We start from the raw sequence: 19,641 nt of genomic DNA, 5'->3' as shown, positions 1-19,641 counted from the left end.
ATCTTCTTGTGCCTTGTTGTAGCCGGGCCAAAGAGAGCATCGCTTGTTGTCTGTTCAAGAAAGTGATTGTTGGAGCTTCAAGTCCTGTTGTCGCAGTACGTATCTTCTATAGTTGGGTGTACCGAAAACGATCATCAAACGAAGAGCGTCTGTGACAGACAGGGCATTCAGTTAAAGGGAAATATCAATCCTATCCACATGTGAATATCTTTTTATCCGTAGTTGTGAGCTGTGAATAACTCATGGACACAATCCGGTTGTTATTCTTCAAGAACGAAAGCTGCCGAAGCAGCAGGTTGTCCATTGACCACGATCGTCAAAGTATGAAGCCCGGCATAGTAACGTCTGGTGGTAATTACTTTGAACGATTGCTTTGTAGCGACCTTGCTTCTCCCGGCAGGATATGTTTTATCCGAGCATTTGAAACGTTTGGGGGCCTGCTTGCCACTCGCCTTCATATATCCAATCTCATATTCAATCCGCAGCATTTGAGGCTGCCCACTCTCATTGACCACATCGAACGTGAATTCCAGCTCTTCACCAACGGCAATCGTATCCCGTGCAAGCTGAAGTTGCTCAACGAGCACCGCATCCTGCTCAACATAGCCAAAGAGGGCGAGGGCTTTGGGATGTCCCTTTTTGAGCAGTGAGCGGCTTGCATGGCGGACAATCCAGTCGGTATGTGGATGCTGACCGTACCAGGTGGAGGCCAGATCCAGAACCAGATCAGGATGGTCTTTCGAGATATCGTTGAGATGATTGGCTACACTTTTCCGTACATAGAGGGACTCGTCCTGCTTCAAGGCATGGAGAATGGGAAGTGCTGGCGTTGGATCCGCAATCAAACTGCGCAGCTTGGAACCCCACGGCAGGCGAGGGCGACTGCCTTCGCTGGCAAGCCTGCGAATATGCTCGTTCTCACTGCTTGTCCATTCCATCATCCGTTTCAACGTCTCGATCGGATACCGTTCAATAAACGGGCGCACCGCGAACTCCGAGCTGGAATAAGGTGTGAAGACCGCCAGGTACTTCATGGACAATTCATAATGTTCAGGCGCGAGTCCGTTCACCTCGATAAAATCAGGGACAAATAAATACTCGACCCCTCGCAACTGCGGTGCCGCCTGTTCGAGGACATGCAGCGCCTCCTCATAGGAAGGGGGTAGTACTTCGGTCAGTGCCAGTGTAATGCGGCGAATACGTGCCTTGAATTCTGCCTGTTCCCAGCCTTCGGCAAACACGAGATCACGAAAGTGTGCCTTGTCCAAGGCAGGGTAATATTGATACAGCAGTTCGCCGGTCCGATCAATTAATCCGGGCGTATATTTATCCTTAAACAGTTCCATGGTCCGCCTCCTTTATCTACTACCCAGTATACCTTAATTTATAGAAATAAGAACATAGGTTCTTGTGAATTTTATTTGAAATACTTTAAATCGGATAGGAGTGTACAGCTAAGGCAATAAGTGGGCATGCTCGTAAAAAAGGTGAAGGCACCTTCCTTATTCAAGGGAGAGGTGCCTGAGGAAAAGGTTAACGTTTGCTGCCTGAGGGACGGCGCTTGGTGGAAGTTGTTTTGCGACGAGTGGTGCTGCTGCTGCGGCGACGTGGTGTAGTCGTAGTAGACTTCTTGCGGCGTTTGCGCGGACGGCGAGGCGGTGTATATTCCTCATAGTCGACCTCTGCAGGGCTGCTGCTCTTGTTTTTCCCTTTTCCAAAAGGCAGAATGCCCATAACAAGCTTCATCATAGGAGCCATTTGCTGAATGCCGCCGACGACCTTCTGCATTTTTCCAATGCCGTTCATGATACCGTCGATTCCGCCGAAGCGGTCGATCATTCCTTTTAATTCACCTAGATTGGCCAGTGAGAACCCGGAACTGCTGGAAGCCGCAGGTGTCTCAACAGGTACTGGAGGAGCAACGGGTACACCGCCGCCATACAGGTTGCCGCCAGGTGCACCTTGACCATAAGGTACAAGTGCAGATGCTTCTACTTCACCGTACGCAGGATAATAGGGCTCTACCCCTGGGTACATCGGCTGAACTTGGGTTTCATTCAATGAACGCTGTACCGCACCGGGCGGAGCATAGCCAGAAGTGTGCGCCTGTCGCTGTGAATAGGAAGACGGACGCTGCCGTGGTGTGGGCTGGCGATGATAATAATGCTGTGGCATGAACGATCACGTTCCTTCTATATTGGATTTCGGAAATGCGTTCCTTCAACTGTCAGGTCCATGGGCGTGAACAGACCTTGATGGAACTCCCTTTTGCTATACTGTATGTCATTCGCGGAGAGACGGCGTAGGCGGGTGTCACGGAAAACGGGATATTTGCGGAATTGGGCGCAGGGGACAAGGAGAGATTTATAATCATCGAAAAGGGAAGCTTGTACACAAAATTGTAACAATTAGTAGGGTTAAATCCCTACTAAGTAATCGGGAATATACAGGTGAAAAATGGGATTTATTGCGGTTATATCGGGTGGTGTCCACCAGTGGAGGACAATAGTACCTAATGGAAACGGTAACATGTATTTTTATTCTGCAGTGCGTGAAATCGTTAACGCTTGAAATACCAACTCAGTGTGAGTACAATGAAGGTACACAGTAACCGCTAGGGGATGATGATGAAATGCAGCTGAAAAAGCTAAATGATAAAAGTATTGAACAACTATTCGAGGCCATTCTCACTCTGAAAGATATTGAGGAGTGCTACGTGTTTTTTGATGACCTCTGCACGGTAAACGAGATTCAATCCATGTCCCAGCGGCTGGAAGTTGCCCGCATGCTTGGCAAAGGCAACACGTATAATCAGATTGAAGCAGAGACAGGAGCTAGTACAGCTACCATCTCCCGCGTGAAGCGCTGCCTGAACTACGGCAATGATGGTTATAAAATGACATTGGAACGTCTGGGTCGCTAAGATGAAGAAACCGGGTGTACTGATCATTAGTCACGGTTCTCAGGAGCAGACCTGGGTAGAATCCGTCGATGACGCGGTCTCCCGGCTTAATCTGCCTGACGATCTGCCTGTTGAAGCTTCATTTCTTGAACTTGTGGAAGGACGCCTGATCCAGGACGGTATCAACCGACTGGAAGCACAGAGCGTAACCGATATATTGGTCGTCCCGCTATTCGTTTCATCTGGCAGCACTCATGTGGATGAAATTGAATATGCGATCGGCGCGAAGGAAGCACCGGAACGGGAAACGGATCTGGAACCCTTTCAGGTAACCGCAAGGGTACATTTCGGTTATCCTGTGGATAACGACCCGGATATTGCCGTGATGGTGTGGGATAAGGTGAAATCGCTGTCCCGGGAGCCGAAGCAGGAGACGATTCTACTGGTTGGGCACGGGAGCATTCACGATGGATTCCGTCAGCGCTGGGAGAACGGCATCTCCTCACTCGCGCAGCGGGTACAGGATGTCAGTGGCGTTGCCCATACGGATTATGCACTCCTCAATCCGGAGAGTGTATATGACAAGGCAAAATACTGGAGCCAGGAGCAGGGAACCCGCGTTATTGTGGCACCGCTGTTTTTGAGTGCCGGTTATTTTACCATGAACGTCATTCCAGGCAGGCTGAAGGAACTGGACTATGCTTACAGCGGTGAGACGCTGCTGCCGCATCCGCTCCTTGGGAACTGGCTGGAGCGTCAAATTCAACTTTTACTGGACAAATGTAATGAGGGTAAGGCCCTTTCTTAAGAAGGGGACGAGCACTTTAAAATTATAGACAATGAAACCACGTCCGCCGGACGTGGTTTTCTTATTGCTGGTGTTGCTTGAGGGGGAGCTTATCCTTGGACCACGAGTCCAGGCAGGCTCAGATGGAGTTCCAATAACGCAATTAACTGATCAACCATATCCTCTGCAGAATAAGGCATGGCATTCATAATCCACCATTCCAGCAGACCTACGGCAGCAGAAGCCAGAAACTGTACAGTGATCTCTTTGCTCATGCCTTCCTGAACGCCGCATGCATCCATCTGTTCCTCAACGCCCTGAACCATGATCGTCATGAGCTTGCTCCGAAAGGCGGGAATCCCCTTTTTCGTTAATAGGGTGGTATAGATGGATGCATGTTCCTCGAGATAACGGAAGGTTCGCAGCAGCGCGTCCTTTGCCGTCATTGGCGTTGGATAATGATCGATCATACAGCTGTCCACCAATTGCTGCAGGTACGTCTCGATACAGCGGTCCAGCAGATCGAACTTGTCTGTATAGTGCAGATAGATCGTTCCCCGGTTAACATTGGCGCGATCTGCGATGTCATTGATCGTCATTTGCTCGAAATCCTTCTCATTCAGCAATCCGACAAAAGCCTCCATGATGGCCTTTCTGGTTTTAAGTACGCGTCTGTCCATGGCGCCTCCTCTATATGTTTCTTCGTTTTCTGTATATTTCTATGAGTGGCTTACTCTTTTCAACAAAAAGGAGTATTTCGTTGATTATTCAACGAAAGCGGTTTTTTTAGCGATTGAAGCCCGAAAGCTGCTTTGTTACTCTTATTTTATCAACAACTGTTCATAAAGCAACGATTATTCATCATAACGAAACTGAGGGGAATCGAATGAAAATATTGGTCTATGGTGCGGGTGTGCTAGGCAGTCAGCTGGCCCACGTTCTGGTACGTGGAGGAAATGACGTTACGGTTATGGCGAGAGGGAAACGGGCGGAGGAATTGGAGAGGGATGGCGTGGTCATTCGGCATGTATTTCAGTTTAGAACGACGGTTGATCCGGTTCGGGTAACAAGAGAATTAAAAGCGGAAGATGTTTACGATCTCATTTTCGTGGTCATGAAATATAATGATTTTCCTTCGGTGTTACCTATTCTAGCGAATAACCAGAGCACCAACATCGTGATTGTAGGCAACAATGCAGATGCGCGAAGTATGCAGACCTATCTCGAAGACAACAGCCCAGTGGATAAACAAGTCGCGTTGGGTTTTCACGTTAGCGGCGGGAAGCGTCACAAAGATCGGATGATGTCCATAGGAGGGGGAAAGGGACTGATGGTGATTGGCGCACTGGACGGAAAGATTCCTTTTCAACCTCTGCTGGATCAGGCCTTTGCAAAAGCAAAGTATAAGCTGGATGTGATTGAGGATATCGACGCTTGGCTGAAGAGTCACCTCATCCCGATTCTAATGCTGAATGCAGTAAGCTTCAATGAAGAGCGAGAGTTGCAGAAGCTGGAGGGAAACCGGGAGCAGCTCCTGCACATGATCGGCGCCTTGGATGAGGGGATTGCTGTACTGGAGGCGATGGGCATCGACATGATTCCCCGAGCACAGGCGGAACTGATCCGCAAGCATAAGCGGCTGCTGTATCTTTTGCTGAAGATCTACAGCATGCTTCCGGTGCATAAGCTGGTTGCAGGTTCTTATGGCGAAATAGAGGCAATGGACCGAGCATTTACCGATTGGAAAAGCGTCACGAAAGTTCCTACACCCCATTGGGATGCACTCCGAAGGGGTTTTACCATCCTATAATAAGATATGCATATGTTCAAATCATCTTTCTGTTGCTCAAAACTTCGATCCCGATTACAATAAAACCAACTAATAAAATGGGGATAAGGAGATATGAGGATGCGGGAAGTGCCTATGCGTTATGTCAAAGCGAATCAGGTCGGGATCGTGCTGTTTGTACTCTTATCGTTTGGGTTCAATCAGCCGCTGATCTTGGGTGCGTTATGGATCATTCAGGTGGTCGGGCTCGTCTCTGGCGGGAAGCTGAATCTATTTGTCCAGATCGGGAAGGCTGTACTTCAGGGAAAAGGTAAGGAAACCCAGGCGGTAGAGCTGCAGCGCTTCAATAATATTCTGGCAGTCATGTTCCTGTCACTGGCTCTCATCTCATTCTCCCTGAGCTGGAAGGTTGCCGGTTATGCGTTCTCCGGAATGCTCCTGCTTGCAGCAAGTGCAGCTCTGCTCGGTTATTGTGTGGGCTGCACCGTATATTTCTGGTACAAACAGCTTCGTGCAGGCAGACGGATCGGCTTCTAAACCGTTGATAAAAGTAAAATATAAGGTAACGTGAATGCGGCTTCTTAATTCGGAGCCGTTTCTTTGTGCTTTTTGAAGGAGTAAAGGTTAAATTCTTGTCAGACGGGCAGAATGGGTGTCTATGAAATGGGTTAATTACAGTTGAAGAGAAAATCGCTGAATGTGTAAAATGAGAGGGAGCCTGCTTGCCGGATGGCGTAAATACGTTACAGGCTAGGACATCTTCACATTTGATGATATGATAGAATATAAAGGCTCTGGAATGAGATGGAATTCCTTATGCATAGATATAGGTATGGATGAAGATTCGGGCAGGATTAACGGACGTGGGTGATCATGTAAAAGGTTCCCCGGTTGTGGACGCTCGCAAGTGAAAGAGAATGAGGTCGTTCAGACTCATGGATAATGTGGAATAGGTGGCGTATGAGATGAAAAAGGCTCGCTTAATATATAATCCGACCTCAGGCCGGGAAGAAATGAAGAAACGTCTGGCTGATGTGCTGCAGCGTTTGGATCAAGGTGGCATCGAAGCTTCAGTACACGCAACAACGGGCGAGGGAGATGCAACCCGTGAAGCGGAGCTCGCAATCGAGCGTGGTTATGACATGATTATTGCCGCAGGTGGCGACGGTACGCTGTACGAAGTCATCAACGGCATGGCCGAGCGGGAGAATCGTCCGCCGCTGGGTGTATTCCCTTTGGGAACAACGAATGATTTTGCGCGTGCGCTCGGGATCCCGAGACAGTGGGAAGATTATGTGGATCTGGTCATTAATCAGCAGACCCGTCCGCTCGATCTGGGTAAGGCGAATGATAAATACTTCATTAATATCGCAGGCGGCGGCTCGTTGACCGAATTGACATATGAGGTGCCAAGCCGTCTGAAAACGATGATTGGACAGCTCGCCTATTATATGAAGGGCATCGAGAAGATGGCCAGCCTGTCTCCGCAGGAGCTGATTATCCGCGCGGCAGGCCAGGAGGAGATTCATGACGAATTCATGCTGTTCCTGATCGCCAATACAAATTCCGTCGGGGGCTTCGAGAAGCTTGCACCAGGCGCGACGATAGACGACGGAATGTTCGATGTCATCGGTGTGCGAAAATGTAATCTGGCCGACATGATCCGCCTCGTTACACTCGCGCTGCGCGGGGAACATCTGAACGATAAGAAGGTACTTCATTTCCAGACGGATTATATGGAAGTGACATCGCCAGGATACGTACAGCTGAACCTGGATGGGGAGCTTGGCGGCACATTGCCTGCGACGTTCCAGAACCTGCAGCATCACCTACTGCTGTATCGTTAAGAGAATAGGTGGTGGCGCGGTGGGAGTGCGTTTTTCCAGTTGCCGTCTGCGTGGGGATCACGTATAATCTCAGGGTGAAATTGAAAAGATGAAGTGGAATGAACTCCCCATACCTGGGGTGATATATAAGAAGAAAGAAGTGAATGTACGTTGTCTAATACGAACCGCAGCGGTCGTGGAAAAAACCGCCGGAATTCGGCTGCCTCTCAGGGGCAAGGGAATGCGATGGCATCCCGTCAGCCAGGTAAATCATCTCGTCCATCATCACGTCAGCAAGGGAAAGAGGTGCGGCCACAAGGCGCATCTCTTTCTGCCGTTCGTCCGAAGGGACGTGGACGTGAATCCGCGCCAATCGGAGGACTTCCAGTCAGCAAAAACGAAGAGACCGTCATCGACATCATTGGCATGAATCATGACGGCGAGGGTGTAGGCCGTGCGAATGGATACACGCTCTTCGTACAAGGTGCGCTCCCGGGTGAAACCGTCCGCGTACGCGTGATGAAGACCAAGAAGCAGTACGGCTACGCCAAGCTGCTGGAGATCGTGAAGGCGAGTCCGGATCGTGTATCCGCGCCCTGCCCGATCTACGATCAGTGCGGTGGCTGCCAGATCCAGCATATGAGCTATGCCGGACAGCTTGCGTGGAAGCGCCAGCTGGTGGTGGATAATTTGCAGCGGATCGGGAAGCTGAACGTGATGGTGGAGGATGCAGGCGCTCAGGGTGATGAAGCGAACCAGAAGAAACATTCTGATAATAGCGTGGATCAGGTAGCTGAACCGGCTATTTCTGAAGAACAAGAGAACGGCAGCAATCGTATTCGTCTTCGGCTGGAAGGTGTCATGAACGAAGAAGCTGCTGCGCATGGTATTCGTGTGCTGCCTACCATGGGTATGGACGAGCCGTGGCGTTACCGCAACAAGGCACAGGTGCCTATTGGAGTGAACGAAGGTGGCTTGGTGGGTGGATTTTATGCCAAAGGAAGCCACCGGATCATTGATATGGAGACTTGCCTTATCCAACATGAGCATAACGACGAAGTGGTAGCCAAGGTGAAGGAGATCGGGAGTCATCTCGGGATTAGTGCGTATAACGAAGAGACAGGCCGCGGCCTGCTGCGTCATGTGGTCGTTAAGAAGGCATTCCGCACAGGTGAAATGATGCTTGTTCTGGTCACCAATGGCCGGGATATCCCGCATAAGGATGAATGGATCGGCAGTATTCGTGAAGCGATTCCGCATGTGGCGAGCATCTGTCAGAACGTGAACAAGAAACAGACCAACGTCATCTTCGGCGACGAAACCCGCGTCCTGTGGGGCCGTGATGTGATCTACGATTATATCGGGGATGTGCAGTTTGCCATATCTCCGCGTTCATTCTATCAGGTGAATCCGGTGCAGACGGAAGTGCTGTACGGGAAGACGGTGGAGTACGCTGGGCTGAGCGGCAAAGAGACGGTCATTGATGCCTACTGCGGCATCGGTACGATCTCTCTCTTCCTCGCGCAGCATGCGGATCAGGTGTATGGAGTAGAGATCGTGCCCGAAGCCATCGAAGACGCTCGCAGCAATGCGATGCTGAACGAGATGAAGAACGTGAAGTTCGAAGTCGGGGCATCGGAAGATGTCATCCCGCGTTGGAAAGAGCAAGGCATCGAAGCTGATGTCATCGTCGTCGATCCACCGCGTAAAGGCTGCGATCCACGTTTGCTGGATACAATTCTGGAAATGAAGCCGGAGCGTGTGGTGTACGTGAGCTGTAATCCGAGTACGCTGGCACGTGATCTGCGTGTGCTGGAGGATGGCGGTTATCGGACGGTTGAGGTAACGCCAGTGGACATGTTCCCGCATACCGTGCATGTGGAGTCGGTGGCGATGTTGGTTAGAGGCTAAACATAAACAGAAGGGGTTCGAGAATTCATATATGATTCTCGAACCCCTTCTTGTCTTTGTTTTAATACCATCCATTAATGTGTGAGTAATTCTGGAGTGAGGCGGTAATTAATATACGTGCACACCCGTACCAAGCACGGATTTGTTTTGTACGGAATTACCGGATAGATATACCTTTTGCAGATTAGGCAGCTGGCTTAGGGTCTCGATATTGGAAATGGCATTGTTCTCGAGATGAAGCTCTTCTATGGCCTGCCAGTTACTCATAAATTCGAGAGAAGCCAAATTGCTGTCTTGCAGAGAGAAGGAACGCAGAGCGTACAGTTTGGCAAAGTAAGGCATCATGCGGTCAACTTCATTAACAGAGGTGTTATTTATGCTGAAATACGGCTGCTCTAAGGTTAAATGTTCAAGCACGTTGTTCTCCGCGGCGGCCGTTTGTTCAAAGTTCAGCCTGCACTCGGAGCACATCAGAGATTTGACCTGCTTCAAACGAAATAAAGCATCGCTCTCCTTATATAGTGATGAGTCATAAATGCTTAGGGCCTCAAGGCTGGACAAGCCGTCCAGGGCGCCAATACCGGTTACTTCACTGACCTCCGAGAGGGAGAGTTGCTTAAGTTTCGGAAATTTCCCCAGCGCCGCCAAATTCAACTCTCCGCTTCCGCCACGGAGCGTCAGGCTGGTTGCGGCGGGCGCTTTCAGCCCGGGGAGAATGGAGCTCGGAATTTCTACTCGCTCTACTTTAGGCAGTGTCAGCGCTTCTGCATTCTCGTAGTAGCCGGACAACGTTAATTCCCGCAAAGAGGATAGGCTGTTGATGGCCTTTACTGAACTAAGTTGACTTAGAGAAGCCAGGCGTAGTTTCGTGATGGAGGCCTTGCCAGCCAGGGGCTCCAGACTGGAGAAATTTACATTTTCAATATCCAGTGATTGTAAAGCAGGCATATTTTGCACAAAGTCGATGGACTTTACATTCGTTAAAAAGGACAACTGAAGCTCCTGAAGCTGAGTTAAGGCGTACAGCGGCTGCAGGTCTGTGGCTTCACTGTAATTGATGGACAGGGAAGTCAGCCCGGTCATAGACGACAACCATCCCAGATCATTGGTATAGGTGAGCGACAGGGACTTGAGCGGCAGTTTGTTCAATAAAGAAAAATCCGTTACCGATTCATCCACATAGGTAATGGATAACGAGTTCAGATTAGGGAATTCCAACAGCAGGGCCAATTCCTGATTGCTTCGTAACTGGGTAGAGAGGTGCGTAACTTTGGACTTGTCACCAAAGAAGTCAGAAAACGTGCTGAAGGATTCGTTAAAAGCGCCTCCGTAGCTTTTTAATCCGGACATATGAGCAAACGTGGTTTGGTTCGACTGGGAGATTTCATAGGTATTCGTCAGGTCCAACGCCGTCAGTCCCTTAAAAGCTTCAAAATCTCGCTGATCAATCTGCTGGCTATTCAGTTTCTTGTCCTGAGTAACATAAGTAATCTTCTCGGCCTTTTCATCGCTGAAGGGATCGGAGAGGCTATATGTAAACTTCCACTGATCATTCTCCGAATGCTCTACGGTTAAATAGCGAAGGCGAGCCAATTCCTCCTCTGTCGGCAGGGCAGCCCCTTTATCGAAGATATCCCGCAAAAAGGAGAGCAAAACCTCGCTTTCAGGCATCTTTCGCACAGGCAGATTGGCTTCTGCTTGGGGATGAGTGGAGCTGACGCTGTAATAAAAATAAGTGCCGATGGCCCCGGTCAGGAGCAGCATCAATATCAGCAGCAGCCTTACAGAGACGTTCAGCTTCGGTGCTGTTTTTGGGGGCGTTCCGTGGTAATGATTAATGGTCTGGTCCACGTAATAGACATGATTTTGCTTCAATAAAAGCTCTGTTTCACAATAGGGACACTTTAATATCTCACCCTCTTTGTATTCAATTCGTCCGTTGCAATTGGGACAGTTTAACGGGATGAAAGCCACGAATGTCCCCTCCTTCATTATGATGGTCATAAGATCATGCTGAACGGGCAGCTAATCGCATTATACCTTGTGAATTTACGTTTGATGAGAGAAAGAAGTTTCGCATAGCGAAGGAGCAGGGAAACCCTGCTCCTCTTAGATCTTTTTAAAGTGCGGCTGGTTGTGAGCATGATTACATAAGTCATCAAGCGATCGAAGTAATCGGATGTTTAACTTGCACAGGGTAGAGAAGATCACCAGGGGTTCTTACAAATAAGCCATCATTGGTGAGGGTACTTTTTAAAACGAGATGATCTGTTGCATCTGGTGTGAAATGGAAGGTTATTGTCTCCGTATCCTCATCTGCTATCTGATGTAAAATATCGATCATATGGACTTCGTTTAAACCAATAACATCGAAGAGGTCAATATTATTGTCTTCCTTCTGATAAATCACGATGACATTTTTATTTTCCAAGTAATATATATTGTTACTGAACACATTCAGGCAGTAATACATGAGTATGCCTTGAGTCTGGGCGGTTCCGAAATGTTGCGAAACAGGTAGCCTTTCGGATGCAAATTTAAGAATAAGGCGTAAATCCTCCGCGTTAATAACATCGAGTTTTCGCAGGTTCGCAGGCTCGGGTAATTTTTCCGCCCTATAATCCATTGAAAAAAGATGTTCTTCCACCGGTTTAAACCCAAACCTGGGGTAAAAATCAAGCACTGATTCATTGGCGAAAAGGTACATGAAATCGTACTTGTTGTCGTATTCCTCTAAAATCTTGTTCATTAAACGAGTGGATAGTCCTTTCCCTCGATAATCGGGATGTGTCATCACCGTGCCGATTTGAATTGCTTTTTTCTTCTCCCCGTGAATGATGAGTTCAAGGATGTTAACAGAAGCGTTGGCAATAACCTGGTCTCCATCTACAAATGAAAAAGGTATGTATCCTTCTCCCCAGAACCCTTGTTGGTACCAATTTTCAAATTTTAAATCAAAAGTGTTAGTAGCAAGTTCGAAGAAACTCTTTCGAAGGACTTCATTGTTTTTATAATCCTTCTTAAATATATATTCCTGCATTTTATGATCCCCCCTTAATTCTCAAAAGTGACTGTCTGTATATTAATGGTATTATCTAGTACTTAAACTGATATATCAAGCATCGAATTCACGGAAACACTTGACTGTGGATTTTATGTATTTGATAGAGATTGATCATGATATTGAACATAACAATTTCGTGACGAGTAATGAATCACCGTTTCAGCTTATAAAGCATATCGAGTCTATCTACCACTGCCTGTTCTTAGGACGAAAAGTATGTCCATACCCTTATCAGACTTGATATAGTCCTGAAATAATCTAGGATTCACCTTTAATTTGGAGTAAGAATTCTCTTCCATGAAGTGGTATTATCTGGTGAGAAAGGAGGCTGGTTACAGTAAATTATGTAAGCGCTTTACATGGTTTATAAAAAATTTGGTATGGGGGGAAGCCTTCGAATGAGGAAATCATTTAAGCAGGTCGTTTCCGGGTTACTCGCAGTGGCTCTGCTTCTTCCGGGCGGCTTGACGGCTCAGGCAGTAAGTGCAGCAGATCCAGCAGCATCTAATTCACAGATTGTCTATCAGGAAACATTCCAGAATGGTCAAGGCAAGGCAACTCAATCCGGCGGTGCACAGCTGGAAGCTGTCACAGGCAAGCCGTTTGAGGGCAATGATGATGGAGCAGCGCTAAAAGTCAGTAAGCGATCCAATAACTGGGATGGCGTGGATCTTGCATTCACCGATCTTGATTTGACCAATGGCCAAGAGTATTCTGTAACCGCTTCCGTTTATGTCGATACGGATGTTAATCCACCTGTAGCCGGGAAGGCTGTCCTGGAGGTTGTAACCAATAAGGGCGTATCTGGCTCAGAAGGATACTCGACAATTAGCTCTTCCGATTTTAAAGCAGGGCAAGGCATTACGCTAACCGCTGATCTCTCCGTTAACAGTGTGGACAAGACAGCTCTGCGAATTAAGTCTGATGAAGCAGGTAAGGGTGTCTCTTTCTATATTGGAGATATCACGATTACCCAGGAAGAAACCCCTGGTGAAACCGCACCAGAGATTGTGGATAAAACAGGAATCACTGCAGACTTTGAGAGTGGTCTGGATGGATTCAAAGCACGCAACGGCCGTGAAACGGTAGTCCTCTCTCAAGAAGCGAATCATACACCTGATGGCAAGCAAAGCTTGCGTGTAACGACTACGACGCAATATGATGCAGCCTTGGTTGATGCTACAGGCAAAATGGCGAAGAATCACGAATATGAGCTGTCTGCATGGGTGAAAATGGCACCAGGCGAGGCGCCTACAACACTTCGTATTAGTGTTCAATACGCGGAGAGTGGCTATGCGAACGTTTCGCAAAATGCAACGGTTACAGATCAAGATTGGGTACATCTAACAGGGAAGTATACACTCACGACCACTCCAAGCGTACTCAATGCGTATATTGAAACGGCAAATGACGATGGTGGGAACCGTACCTTCTTCCTGGATGATTTTGCTCTAAAATATGTGGGTCCTGTAACTGCTGCACCTCCGATTCAAGAGGACCTTCCTGATCTGAAGGAGGTTTACAAGGATCATTTCTTGATCGGTAACATTGTTAATCCGGCGACCTTTGACGAGACCCGGCTCAAGCTGCTGACGAAGCATCATAATGTCGTCACGTTTGAGAATGATATGAAGCCGGATTATGCATACAACGCGGACAGACAATTTGATTTCACAGCAGAAGATGCCCTTGTCCAAAGAGTACAGGATGCAGGCCTTGATCTGCACGGTCACGTGCTTGTATGGCATGCCCAGTCTCCTACATGGCTGCATACGGCAGCAAACGGCGAACCTTTGAGCCGTGAAGAAGCTCTGAAGAACCTGAGAACACATGTTAAAACGGTCGTTGAACACTTTGGTGACCAGGTTATTTCCTGGGACGTTGTCAACGAAGCCATGAACGATAACCCGGCTAATCCGCAAGAGTGGAAAAATGCATTGCGTAATTCTGGCTGGTTACAAGCCATCGGCCCTGACTTTCTTGAGGAGGCATACCTCGCAGCCAAAGAAGTCATTGACGAGAATGGCTGGGATATCAAGCTTTACTACAATGACTACAACGATGACAACCAAAATAAATCTACAGCGATCTACAGCATGGTGAAAGAGATCAATGAGAATTACGCCAAAGATCACCCTGGCGAGAAACTGATTGATGGCATCGGCATGCAAGCCCACTACAATCTGGGCACGAGATTGGACAATGTGAAGATGTCACTCGAACGTTTCATTTCCTTGGGTGTAGAAGTTAGTGTTACCGAATTGGACATTATGGCAGGCACCAACTCTGCAATCACTGAAAAAGAAGCGAAGCAGCAGGCCTATCTGTATGCCCAATTGATGGATCTCTATAAGAAGAACAGCGAGCATATTCCGCGTGTGACCTTCTGGGGATTGAATGACAGCACGAGCTGGAGAGCCGAGCAGAATCCAACCTTGTTTGACAAGAATTTTCAAGCCAAAGAGGCCTTCTACGGGGTCGTTGATCCGGAGAAGTATCTGGCAGAACATCCACCAGAAGAGCTTGATTACAAGAAATCAACTGCCCTCTATGGGACACCATCCATTGATGGTTCTGTAGATAGCATATGGAGCAAAGCTCCTGAATTGAAACTGGACACGAAGCAAATGGCGTGGTCCGGTGCAACAGGAACGGCAAGAGTACTGTGGGATGACGACAATCTCTATGTGCTCGCTCAAGTCAGAGACGATCAACTGAACAAGACCAATCCAAATGTATGGGAGCAGGATTCGGTCGAGGTATTCGTCGATGAAAATAACGGCAAAACGTCCAGCTTCCAGGATGATGATGGACAATACCGAGTGAACTTCGAGAACCTTGCTACCTTTAATCCTGCAGAAATCGCAGCAGGTTTTGAATCCAAAGTCGCTGTTTCCGGTACCAACTACACGGTCGAGATGAAAATTCCATTCAAAAAGGTGAAGCCTGCGAATAATGCTAAGATCGGCTTCGATGCGCAGATTAACGATGCCAAAGACGGCAACAGAATCAGCGTAAACGCATGGAATGATGCATCCGGTCAAGGTTACCAGGATACATCCGTATTCGGTGAGTTGACGCTCACGGGCAAACCTTCTCCAGGAGGAAACGACGGTGGCGGCAACAACAGTGGCGGGAATAATGGTGGCAGCAGTGGCGGATCGAACTCCGGTACTACTCCGCAGCCGCAACCACAGCTTCCAGGCAGCGACTCGGCAATTGTGCCAGTAGTGAAAGTCGAAAATGGAACAGCCACAGCAACCATTTCAAGCGACAGCCTGAATAAAGCGATTGAACAGGCTTCTACAGGTGCAAATGGCAAGAAACAGGTTACCATCGAAGTGCCGAAGCAGGCAAATGCCCAATCCTATGTGGTGCAGCTGCCAACTTCAAATCTGCAGAGCAATAATAATGTTGAGTTTGTACTTAAGACAGACTATGCAGCACTTCAAATTCCATCCAACATGCTGTCTAACATGACGGAACAAGCGGACCAAGTCTCTATTCAGATTAGCAAAGTCTCGGCAGATCGCTTGAACGCAGAAGTCCGCGCCAAAGTGGGCAGCCGTCCGGTGATCGACCTTAGTATCAAAGCTGGGGACCGTGTGCTGGCCTGGAATAATCCAGCGGCGCCTGTAACGGTATCTGTTCCATACACACCTGCTGGCCAAGAACTTGCCAATGCACATCAATTGGTGATCCTGAATATTGACAGTCAAGGAAAGGCAGCAGTCGTACCGAACGGACGATACGATGCTAAATCCGGATCGGTTGTGTTCAAAACAACGGAATTTAGCACGTATGCCGTAGCCTACGTAACCAAGTCTTTTGCCGATGTACAGCATGTCCTGTGGGCAAAAGAAGCCGTTGAAGCAATGGCTGCACGCGATATTATTAAAGGCATTTCGGATGAGAGCTTCGCTCCTTCAGCTTCCATCACGAGAGCTGACTTTATCACCTTGCTGGTGAGAGTCCTTGAATTGAAGGGCAAGGACACGAACACGGCAGCCTTCAGCGATGTACAGCCTACTGCTTACTATGCACAGGCCGTGGCCATTGCCAAGGAGCTGGGGATCGCCTCTGGATTTGAAGACAACACGTTCAAACCAAGCAGCAGCATTTCCCGTCAAGACATGATGGTTCTTACAGCGAAAGCCCTGAAAGCAGCAGGTAAGCCATCTGTCGGCAGCGGAAATCTGGCTTCGTATTCCGATGCCGAAAGTATTTCTAATTATGCGGTGGATAGTGTAACTTCCCTCGTAGGAAGCGGAATCGTCAACGGAAAAGGTGGCAAAATCGCACCAACTGAATCATTGACCCGCGCTGAAGCAGCGGTGATTCTGTCCCGCATCTGGAACATGTAAGTGATCTTTAAGACATTTTGAAAAAACTAGGCAATTCATTGAGGCTGCTGTCTGTACCTTACAGGCGGCAGCCTTTTCAAATTCCATGGTCCTCAATCATGATTGAATATTGATCGTTAACCAACCGATTCCATTTGCAGCTCAGCAAAAATCATTCGTTTAGGCGATTTTATGATAGGAGGGAGCCGCTACTCTATGCTGAATATTGTCGATCCAACACATAGACATCATAAATTTTACTTTTTTCCACTTTGCAATAAAGATGGAATCTGATAGGATAAGTTTATAAATACGATGGTTTTAGTGAGGATTAAAAGGAGGCCGCCTTGCCATGCAAGAACTAACACATCTGGATCAACTTGAGGCTGAAGCGATATACATTATCAGAGAAGTAGCAGCGGAGTGCGAGAAACCGGTCATGTTGTATTCCATCGGCAAGGACAGCTCGGTCATGCTGCACTTGGCCCTAAAGGCTTTTTACCCCGAGAAGCCGCCGTTCCCATTCATGCATATCGATACAACCTGGAAATTTAAGGAAATGATAGAGTTCCGCGACCGAAAGGCGAAGGAATTTGGTATCGAGATGATCGTGCACTCTAATGAAGAAGCTATTCAACAAGGAATCAACCCTTTCGACCATGGTTCCGCATATACCGACATTATGAAAACCACAGCCCTGAAGCAGGGATTGGATAAATACGGATTCACGGTTGCGTTCGGTGGGGGAAGACGTGATGAGGAGAAGTCGCGTGCGAAGGAGCGGATTTTCTCGTTCCGGAACAAGAACCACTCGTGGGACCCGAAGAACCAGCGTCCGGAGATGTGGAAGCTGTTCAACACGCGAATCAACAAGGGAGAGAGCATTCGAGTCTTTCCGCTGTCCAACTGGACTGAGAAGGATATCTGGCAATACATTCGTCGGGAGAACATCGATATCGTTCCGCTGTACTCCGCGGACGTAAGACCGATCGTTAATCGTGACGGGCATATCATCATGGTGGATGACGAGCGGATGAAGCTTGAGCCTGGCGAGAAGATAGAGATGAAGAAGATTCGCTTCCGCACGTTGGGTTGTTACCCGCTCACGGGCGGAGTCGAGTCCGATGCTGTTACGCTGGACGAGATCATTGAGGAGACATTGGGTGCGTTATCCTCCGAACGGACCAGTCGGGTTATCGATCAAGAAGCAGCGGGAAGCATGGAACGACGCAAACGGGAGGGCTATTTCTAACATGAAGAGTCTACTTAAATTCATTACCTGCGGAAGTGTGGATGACGGCAAGTCCACGCTGATCGGACATATGCTCTATGACGCCAAGCTGCTGTTCGCCGATCAAGAGCGCGCGCTTGAGCTCGATAGTCGATTGGGAAGCCGAGGCGGCAAGATCGACTACTCGCTGCTCCTCGATGGTTTGCTGGCCGAACGCGAACAAGGAATTACCATCGATGTGGCATATCGTTATTTTACGACGTCTCATCGTTCCTTCATCGTGGCAGACACACCGGGACACGAAGAGTATACGCGCAACATGGCTGTAGGTGCTTCTTTTGCCGATCTAGCCATCATTCTGGTGGACGCTACCAAAGGTATCATTACCCAGACCAAACGCCATGCCCGGATCTGCGCCCTGATGGGGATCAAGCACCTCGTATTGGCTGTGAACAAGATGGATCTGGTTGGCTTCGATCAGGGGATATTCGAGGCAATCAAGGAAGAGTTCATCCAAACGACGGCTGAATTCCAAATCAAGAGTATCCAGGTCATTCCCGTGTCCGCTACGGAAGGGGACAACATCACAACTCAGTCGCCAAATAGCCCCTGGTACGAAGGGTTAGCTTTGTTGCCGTATTTGGAAAATATAGATGTTCATACTACCGATGATACAAAGCCTTTCATGATGCCGGTTCAGCGTGTAAGCAGACCGGACCATACGTTCCGTGGGTTCCAGGGCCAGATTGAGGCTGGAAAGGTTTCAGTCGGAGACGAACTCATGACGCTGCCAAGTCGGGAGAAAGCAAAGGTTAAGCGGATTTTGGTGACGGACCAAGCTCAGGATTCGGCTTATGCTGGCCAACCGGTTACGATACAACTCGACCGCGAAGTTGATGTCTCGCGTGGCTGCGTGCTCACGATGGATAATCAAGTCCAAGAAGCTGACAGCTTCGCTTCTACGATCCTGTGGATGGACGATTCCGTCCTGACTCCGGGCAAGCATTATTGGGTTAAGGTCGGAACGAAGACTCTTCCAGGCACTGTAACGGCAATTACCCATAAAATTGACATTAACACGGGCCAAACCGTTCCGGCGGATCAGATTGTTAAGAACGAATTGGCCAAGTGTGAATTCACGCTGTCGGATCAGATCGTCTTCGATTCCTTTGAGCACAATAAGAGCATCGGAGGTTTTATCCTCATTGATCGTGTCACCAACATGACGTCCGCTTGCGGAGTCATCGATCAAGCGCTGAAGGGAGACAGCCGATTTGCCACGCTGGATACGGGGATCACGAGAGAGGTTCGCGCCCAGCAGAAAGGACAATCTCCGCTCACGGTCTGGTTTGCTGGCTCGGATACGGTAGCTCTCGCCAAGGAAGTGGAGAAGCGACTAGTGTCATCCGGTTACCATACCATGCTGCTTGAGAGCGTCAGTGGAGAAACGCTCCGCGGTACGGCGGAGATGGCAAAGGTGTTGAACGACGCCGGTCTGATCTCACTGGTATCCCATGAGTCTATCAGTGCGGGCGAACTTGAGACAGCCCGAGAGATCATTGGGGGCAAAGGATTCATTGAAGTTAACGCGGATGAGATCGGTGGAATTTCCACCCAGGATGCCGCGAAATCCGTGGTTAAACGAGTCGTGCAATCCATTATCGATCACAGTCCTTCGAATAACTACGACATTTAATAAGCATGTCAGATACAGCGGTTGCCGATCAGGCAGCCGCTTGTTTGTTTAAGATTAATGAGCAGTTAGAAATCTTTGGAATTCTTATGTAA

14 protein-coding genes are annotated in these 19,641 nt (G+C 48.5%); 9 read left to right on the top strand and 5 right to left on the bottom strand.

Translation table 11 applies throughout. The features are described 5' to 3' along the window. Positions 1-260: 260 nt before the first annotated feature. Both ABIC22_RS05995 and ABIC22_RS05990 read right to left on the bottom strand, forming a co-directional pair. Positions 261-1,346, bottom strand: a complete 1,086-nt coding sequence (locus tag ABIC22_RS05995) for a DNA alkylation repair protein (RefSeq protein WP_354479319.1) — start codon at positions 1,344-1,346, stop codon at positions 261-263. Between the two features lie 187 nt (positions 1,347-1,533). Beyond that, on the bottom strand, positions 1,534-2,175 hold the full coding sequence (locus ABIC22_RS05990; protein WP_127538348.1) for a hypothetical protein: 642 nt from the start codon (positions 2,173-2,175) through the stop codon (positions 1,534-1,536). A 457-nt stretch (positions 2,176-2,632) separates the two neighbouring features. Here ABIC22_RS05990 and ABIC22_RS05985 point away from each other — a divergent pair, with 457 nt between their 5' ends. Further along, positions 2,633-2,923, top strand: coding sequence for a YerC/YecD family TrpR-related protein (locus ABIC22_RS05985; RefSeq protein ID WP_017690665.1), 291 nt, complete (start codon positions 2,633-2,635; stop codon positions 2,921-2,923). Position 2,924: 1 nt separating this feature from the next. Continuing rightward, positions 2,925-3,710 (top strand): sirohydrochlorin chelatase, encoded by a 786-nt coding sequence (locus tag ABIC22_RS05980; RefSeq protein WP_354479316.1) that lies wholly within the window; start codon positions 2,925-2,927, stop codon positions 3,708-3,710. Positions 3,711-3,799: 89 nt separating this feature from the next. Here the strand turns inward: ABIC22_RS05980 and ABIC22_RS05975 are convergent, their stop codons facing one another. Beyond that, a complete protein-coding gene (locus ABIC22_RS05975; protein ID WP_354479313.1) occupies positions 3,800-4,369 on the bottom strand; it encodes a TetR/AcrR family transcriptional regulator in 570 nt (189 codons plus the stop codon). A 206-nt stretch (positions 4,370-4,575) separates the two neighbouring features. On the opposite strand from ABIC22_RS05975, the gene ABIC22_RS05970 reads away from it, so the two are divergent. The 4 genes from ABIC22_RS05970 (at position 4,576) to rlmD (ending at position 9,215) form a co-directional block, all read left to right on the top strand. Continuing rightward, positions 4,576-5,499 (top strand): ketopantoate reductase family protein, encoded by a 924-nt coding sequence (locus tag ABIC22_RS05970; protein ID WP_354479311.1) that lies wholly within the window; start codon positions 4,576-4,578, stop codon positions 5,497-5,499. 99 nt (positions 5,500-5,598) lie between these two features. Beyond that, positions 5,599-6,015 (top strand): DUF4395 domain-containing protein, encoded by a 417-nt coding sequence (locus ABIC22_RS05965; RefSeq protein ID WP_354479308.1) that lies wholly within the window; start codon positions 5,599-5,601, stop codon positions 6,013-6,015. A gap of 428 nt (positions 6,016-6,443) precedes the next feature. After that, positions 6,444-7,325, top strand: coding sequence for a diacylglycerol kinase (locus ABIC22_RS05960; RefSeq protein WP_095288492.1), 882 nt, complete (start codon positions 6,444-6,446; stop codon positions 7,323-7,325). Between the two features lie 150 nt (positions 7,326-7,475). Further along, positions 7,476-9,215 carry a 23S rRNA (uracil(1939)-C(5))-methyltransferase RlmD gene (gene rlmD, locus ABIC22_RS05955; protein WP_354479305.1) on the top strand — a complete coding sequence of 580 codons (1,740 nt, stop codon included), beginning with the start codon at positions 7,476-7,478 and terminating at the stop codon, positions 9,213-9,215. A 108-nt stretch (positions 9,216-9,323) separates the two neighbouring features. Here rlmD and ABIC22_RS05950 read toward each other — a convergent pair whose 3' ends face one another. Both ABIC22_RS05950 and ABIC22_RS05945 read right to left on the bottom strand, forming a co-directional pair. Beyond that, positions 9,324-11,189 carry a leucine-rich repeat domain-containing protein gene (locus ABIC22_RS05950; RefSeq protein WP_354479303.1) on the bottom strand — a complete coding sequence of 622 codons (1,866 nt, stop codon included), beginning with the start codon at positions 11,187-11,189 and terminating at the stop codon, positions 9,324-9,326. A gap of 184 nt (positions 11,190-11,373) precedes the next feature. Continuing rightward, positions 11,374-12,255 (bottom strand): GNAT family N-acetyltransferase, encoded by an 882-nt coding sequence (locus ABIC22_RS05945; protein WP_354479300.1) that lies wholly within the window; start codon positions 12,253-12,255, stop codon positions 11,374-11,376. Between the two features lie 422 nt (positions 12,256-12,677). On the opposite strand from ABIC22_RS05945, the gene ABIC22_RS05940 reads away from it, so the two are divergent. From ABIC22_RS05940 to ABIC22_RS05930, 3 genes are all read left to right on the top strand, one after another. After that, a complete protein-coding gene (locus ABIC22_RS05940; protein WP_354479298.1) occupies positions 12,678-16,643 on the top strand; it encodes an endo-1,4-beta-xylanase in 3,966 nt (1,321 codons plus the stop codon). A gap of 331 nt (positions 16,644-16,974) precedes the next feature. Beyond that, positions 16,975-17,874 carry a sulfate adenylyltransferase subunit CysD gene (cysD, locus tag ABIC22_RS05935; RefSeq protein WP_095288547.1) on the top strand — a complete coding sequence of 300 codons (900 nt, stop codon included), beginning with the start codon at positions 16,975-16,977 and terminating at the stop codon, positions 17,872-17,874. Position 17,875: 1 nt separating this feature from the next. Further along, the gene (locus ABIC22_RS05930; RefSeq protein WP_354479293.1) at positions 17,876-19,549 is read left to right on the top strand and encodes a GTP-binding protein; all 1,674 of its coding nucleotides are present in this window, start codon (positions 17,876-17,878) and stop codon (positions 19,547-19,549) included. Positions 19,550-19,641: the final 92 nt, after the last annotated feature.

The sequence above is a fragment of the Paenibacillus sp. PvP094 genome (assembly GCF_040546835.1).
Taxonomy (GTDB): Bacteria; Bacillota; Bacilli; order Paenibacillales; family Paenibacillaceae; genus Paenibacillus; species Paenibacillus illinoisensis.
Note: the sequence above shows the minus strand (reverse complement) of the source record. Positions and strands in the feature narration are given on the sequence as shown.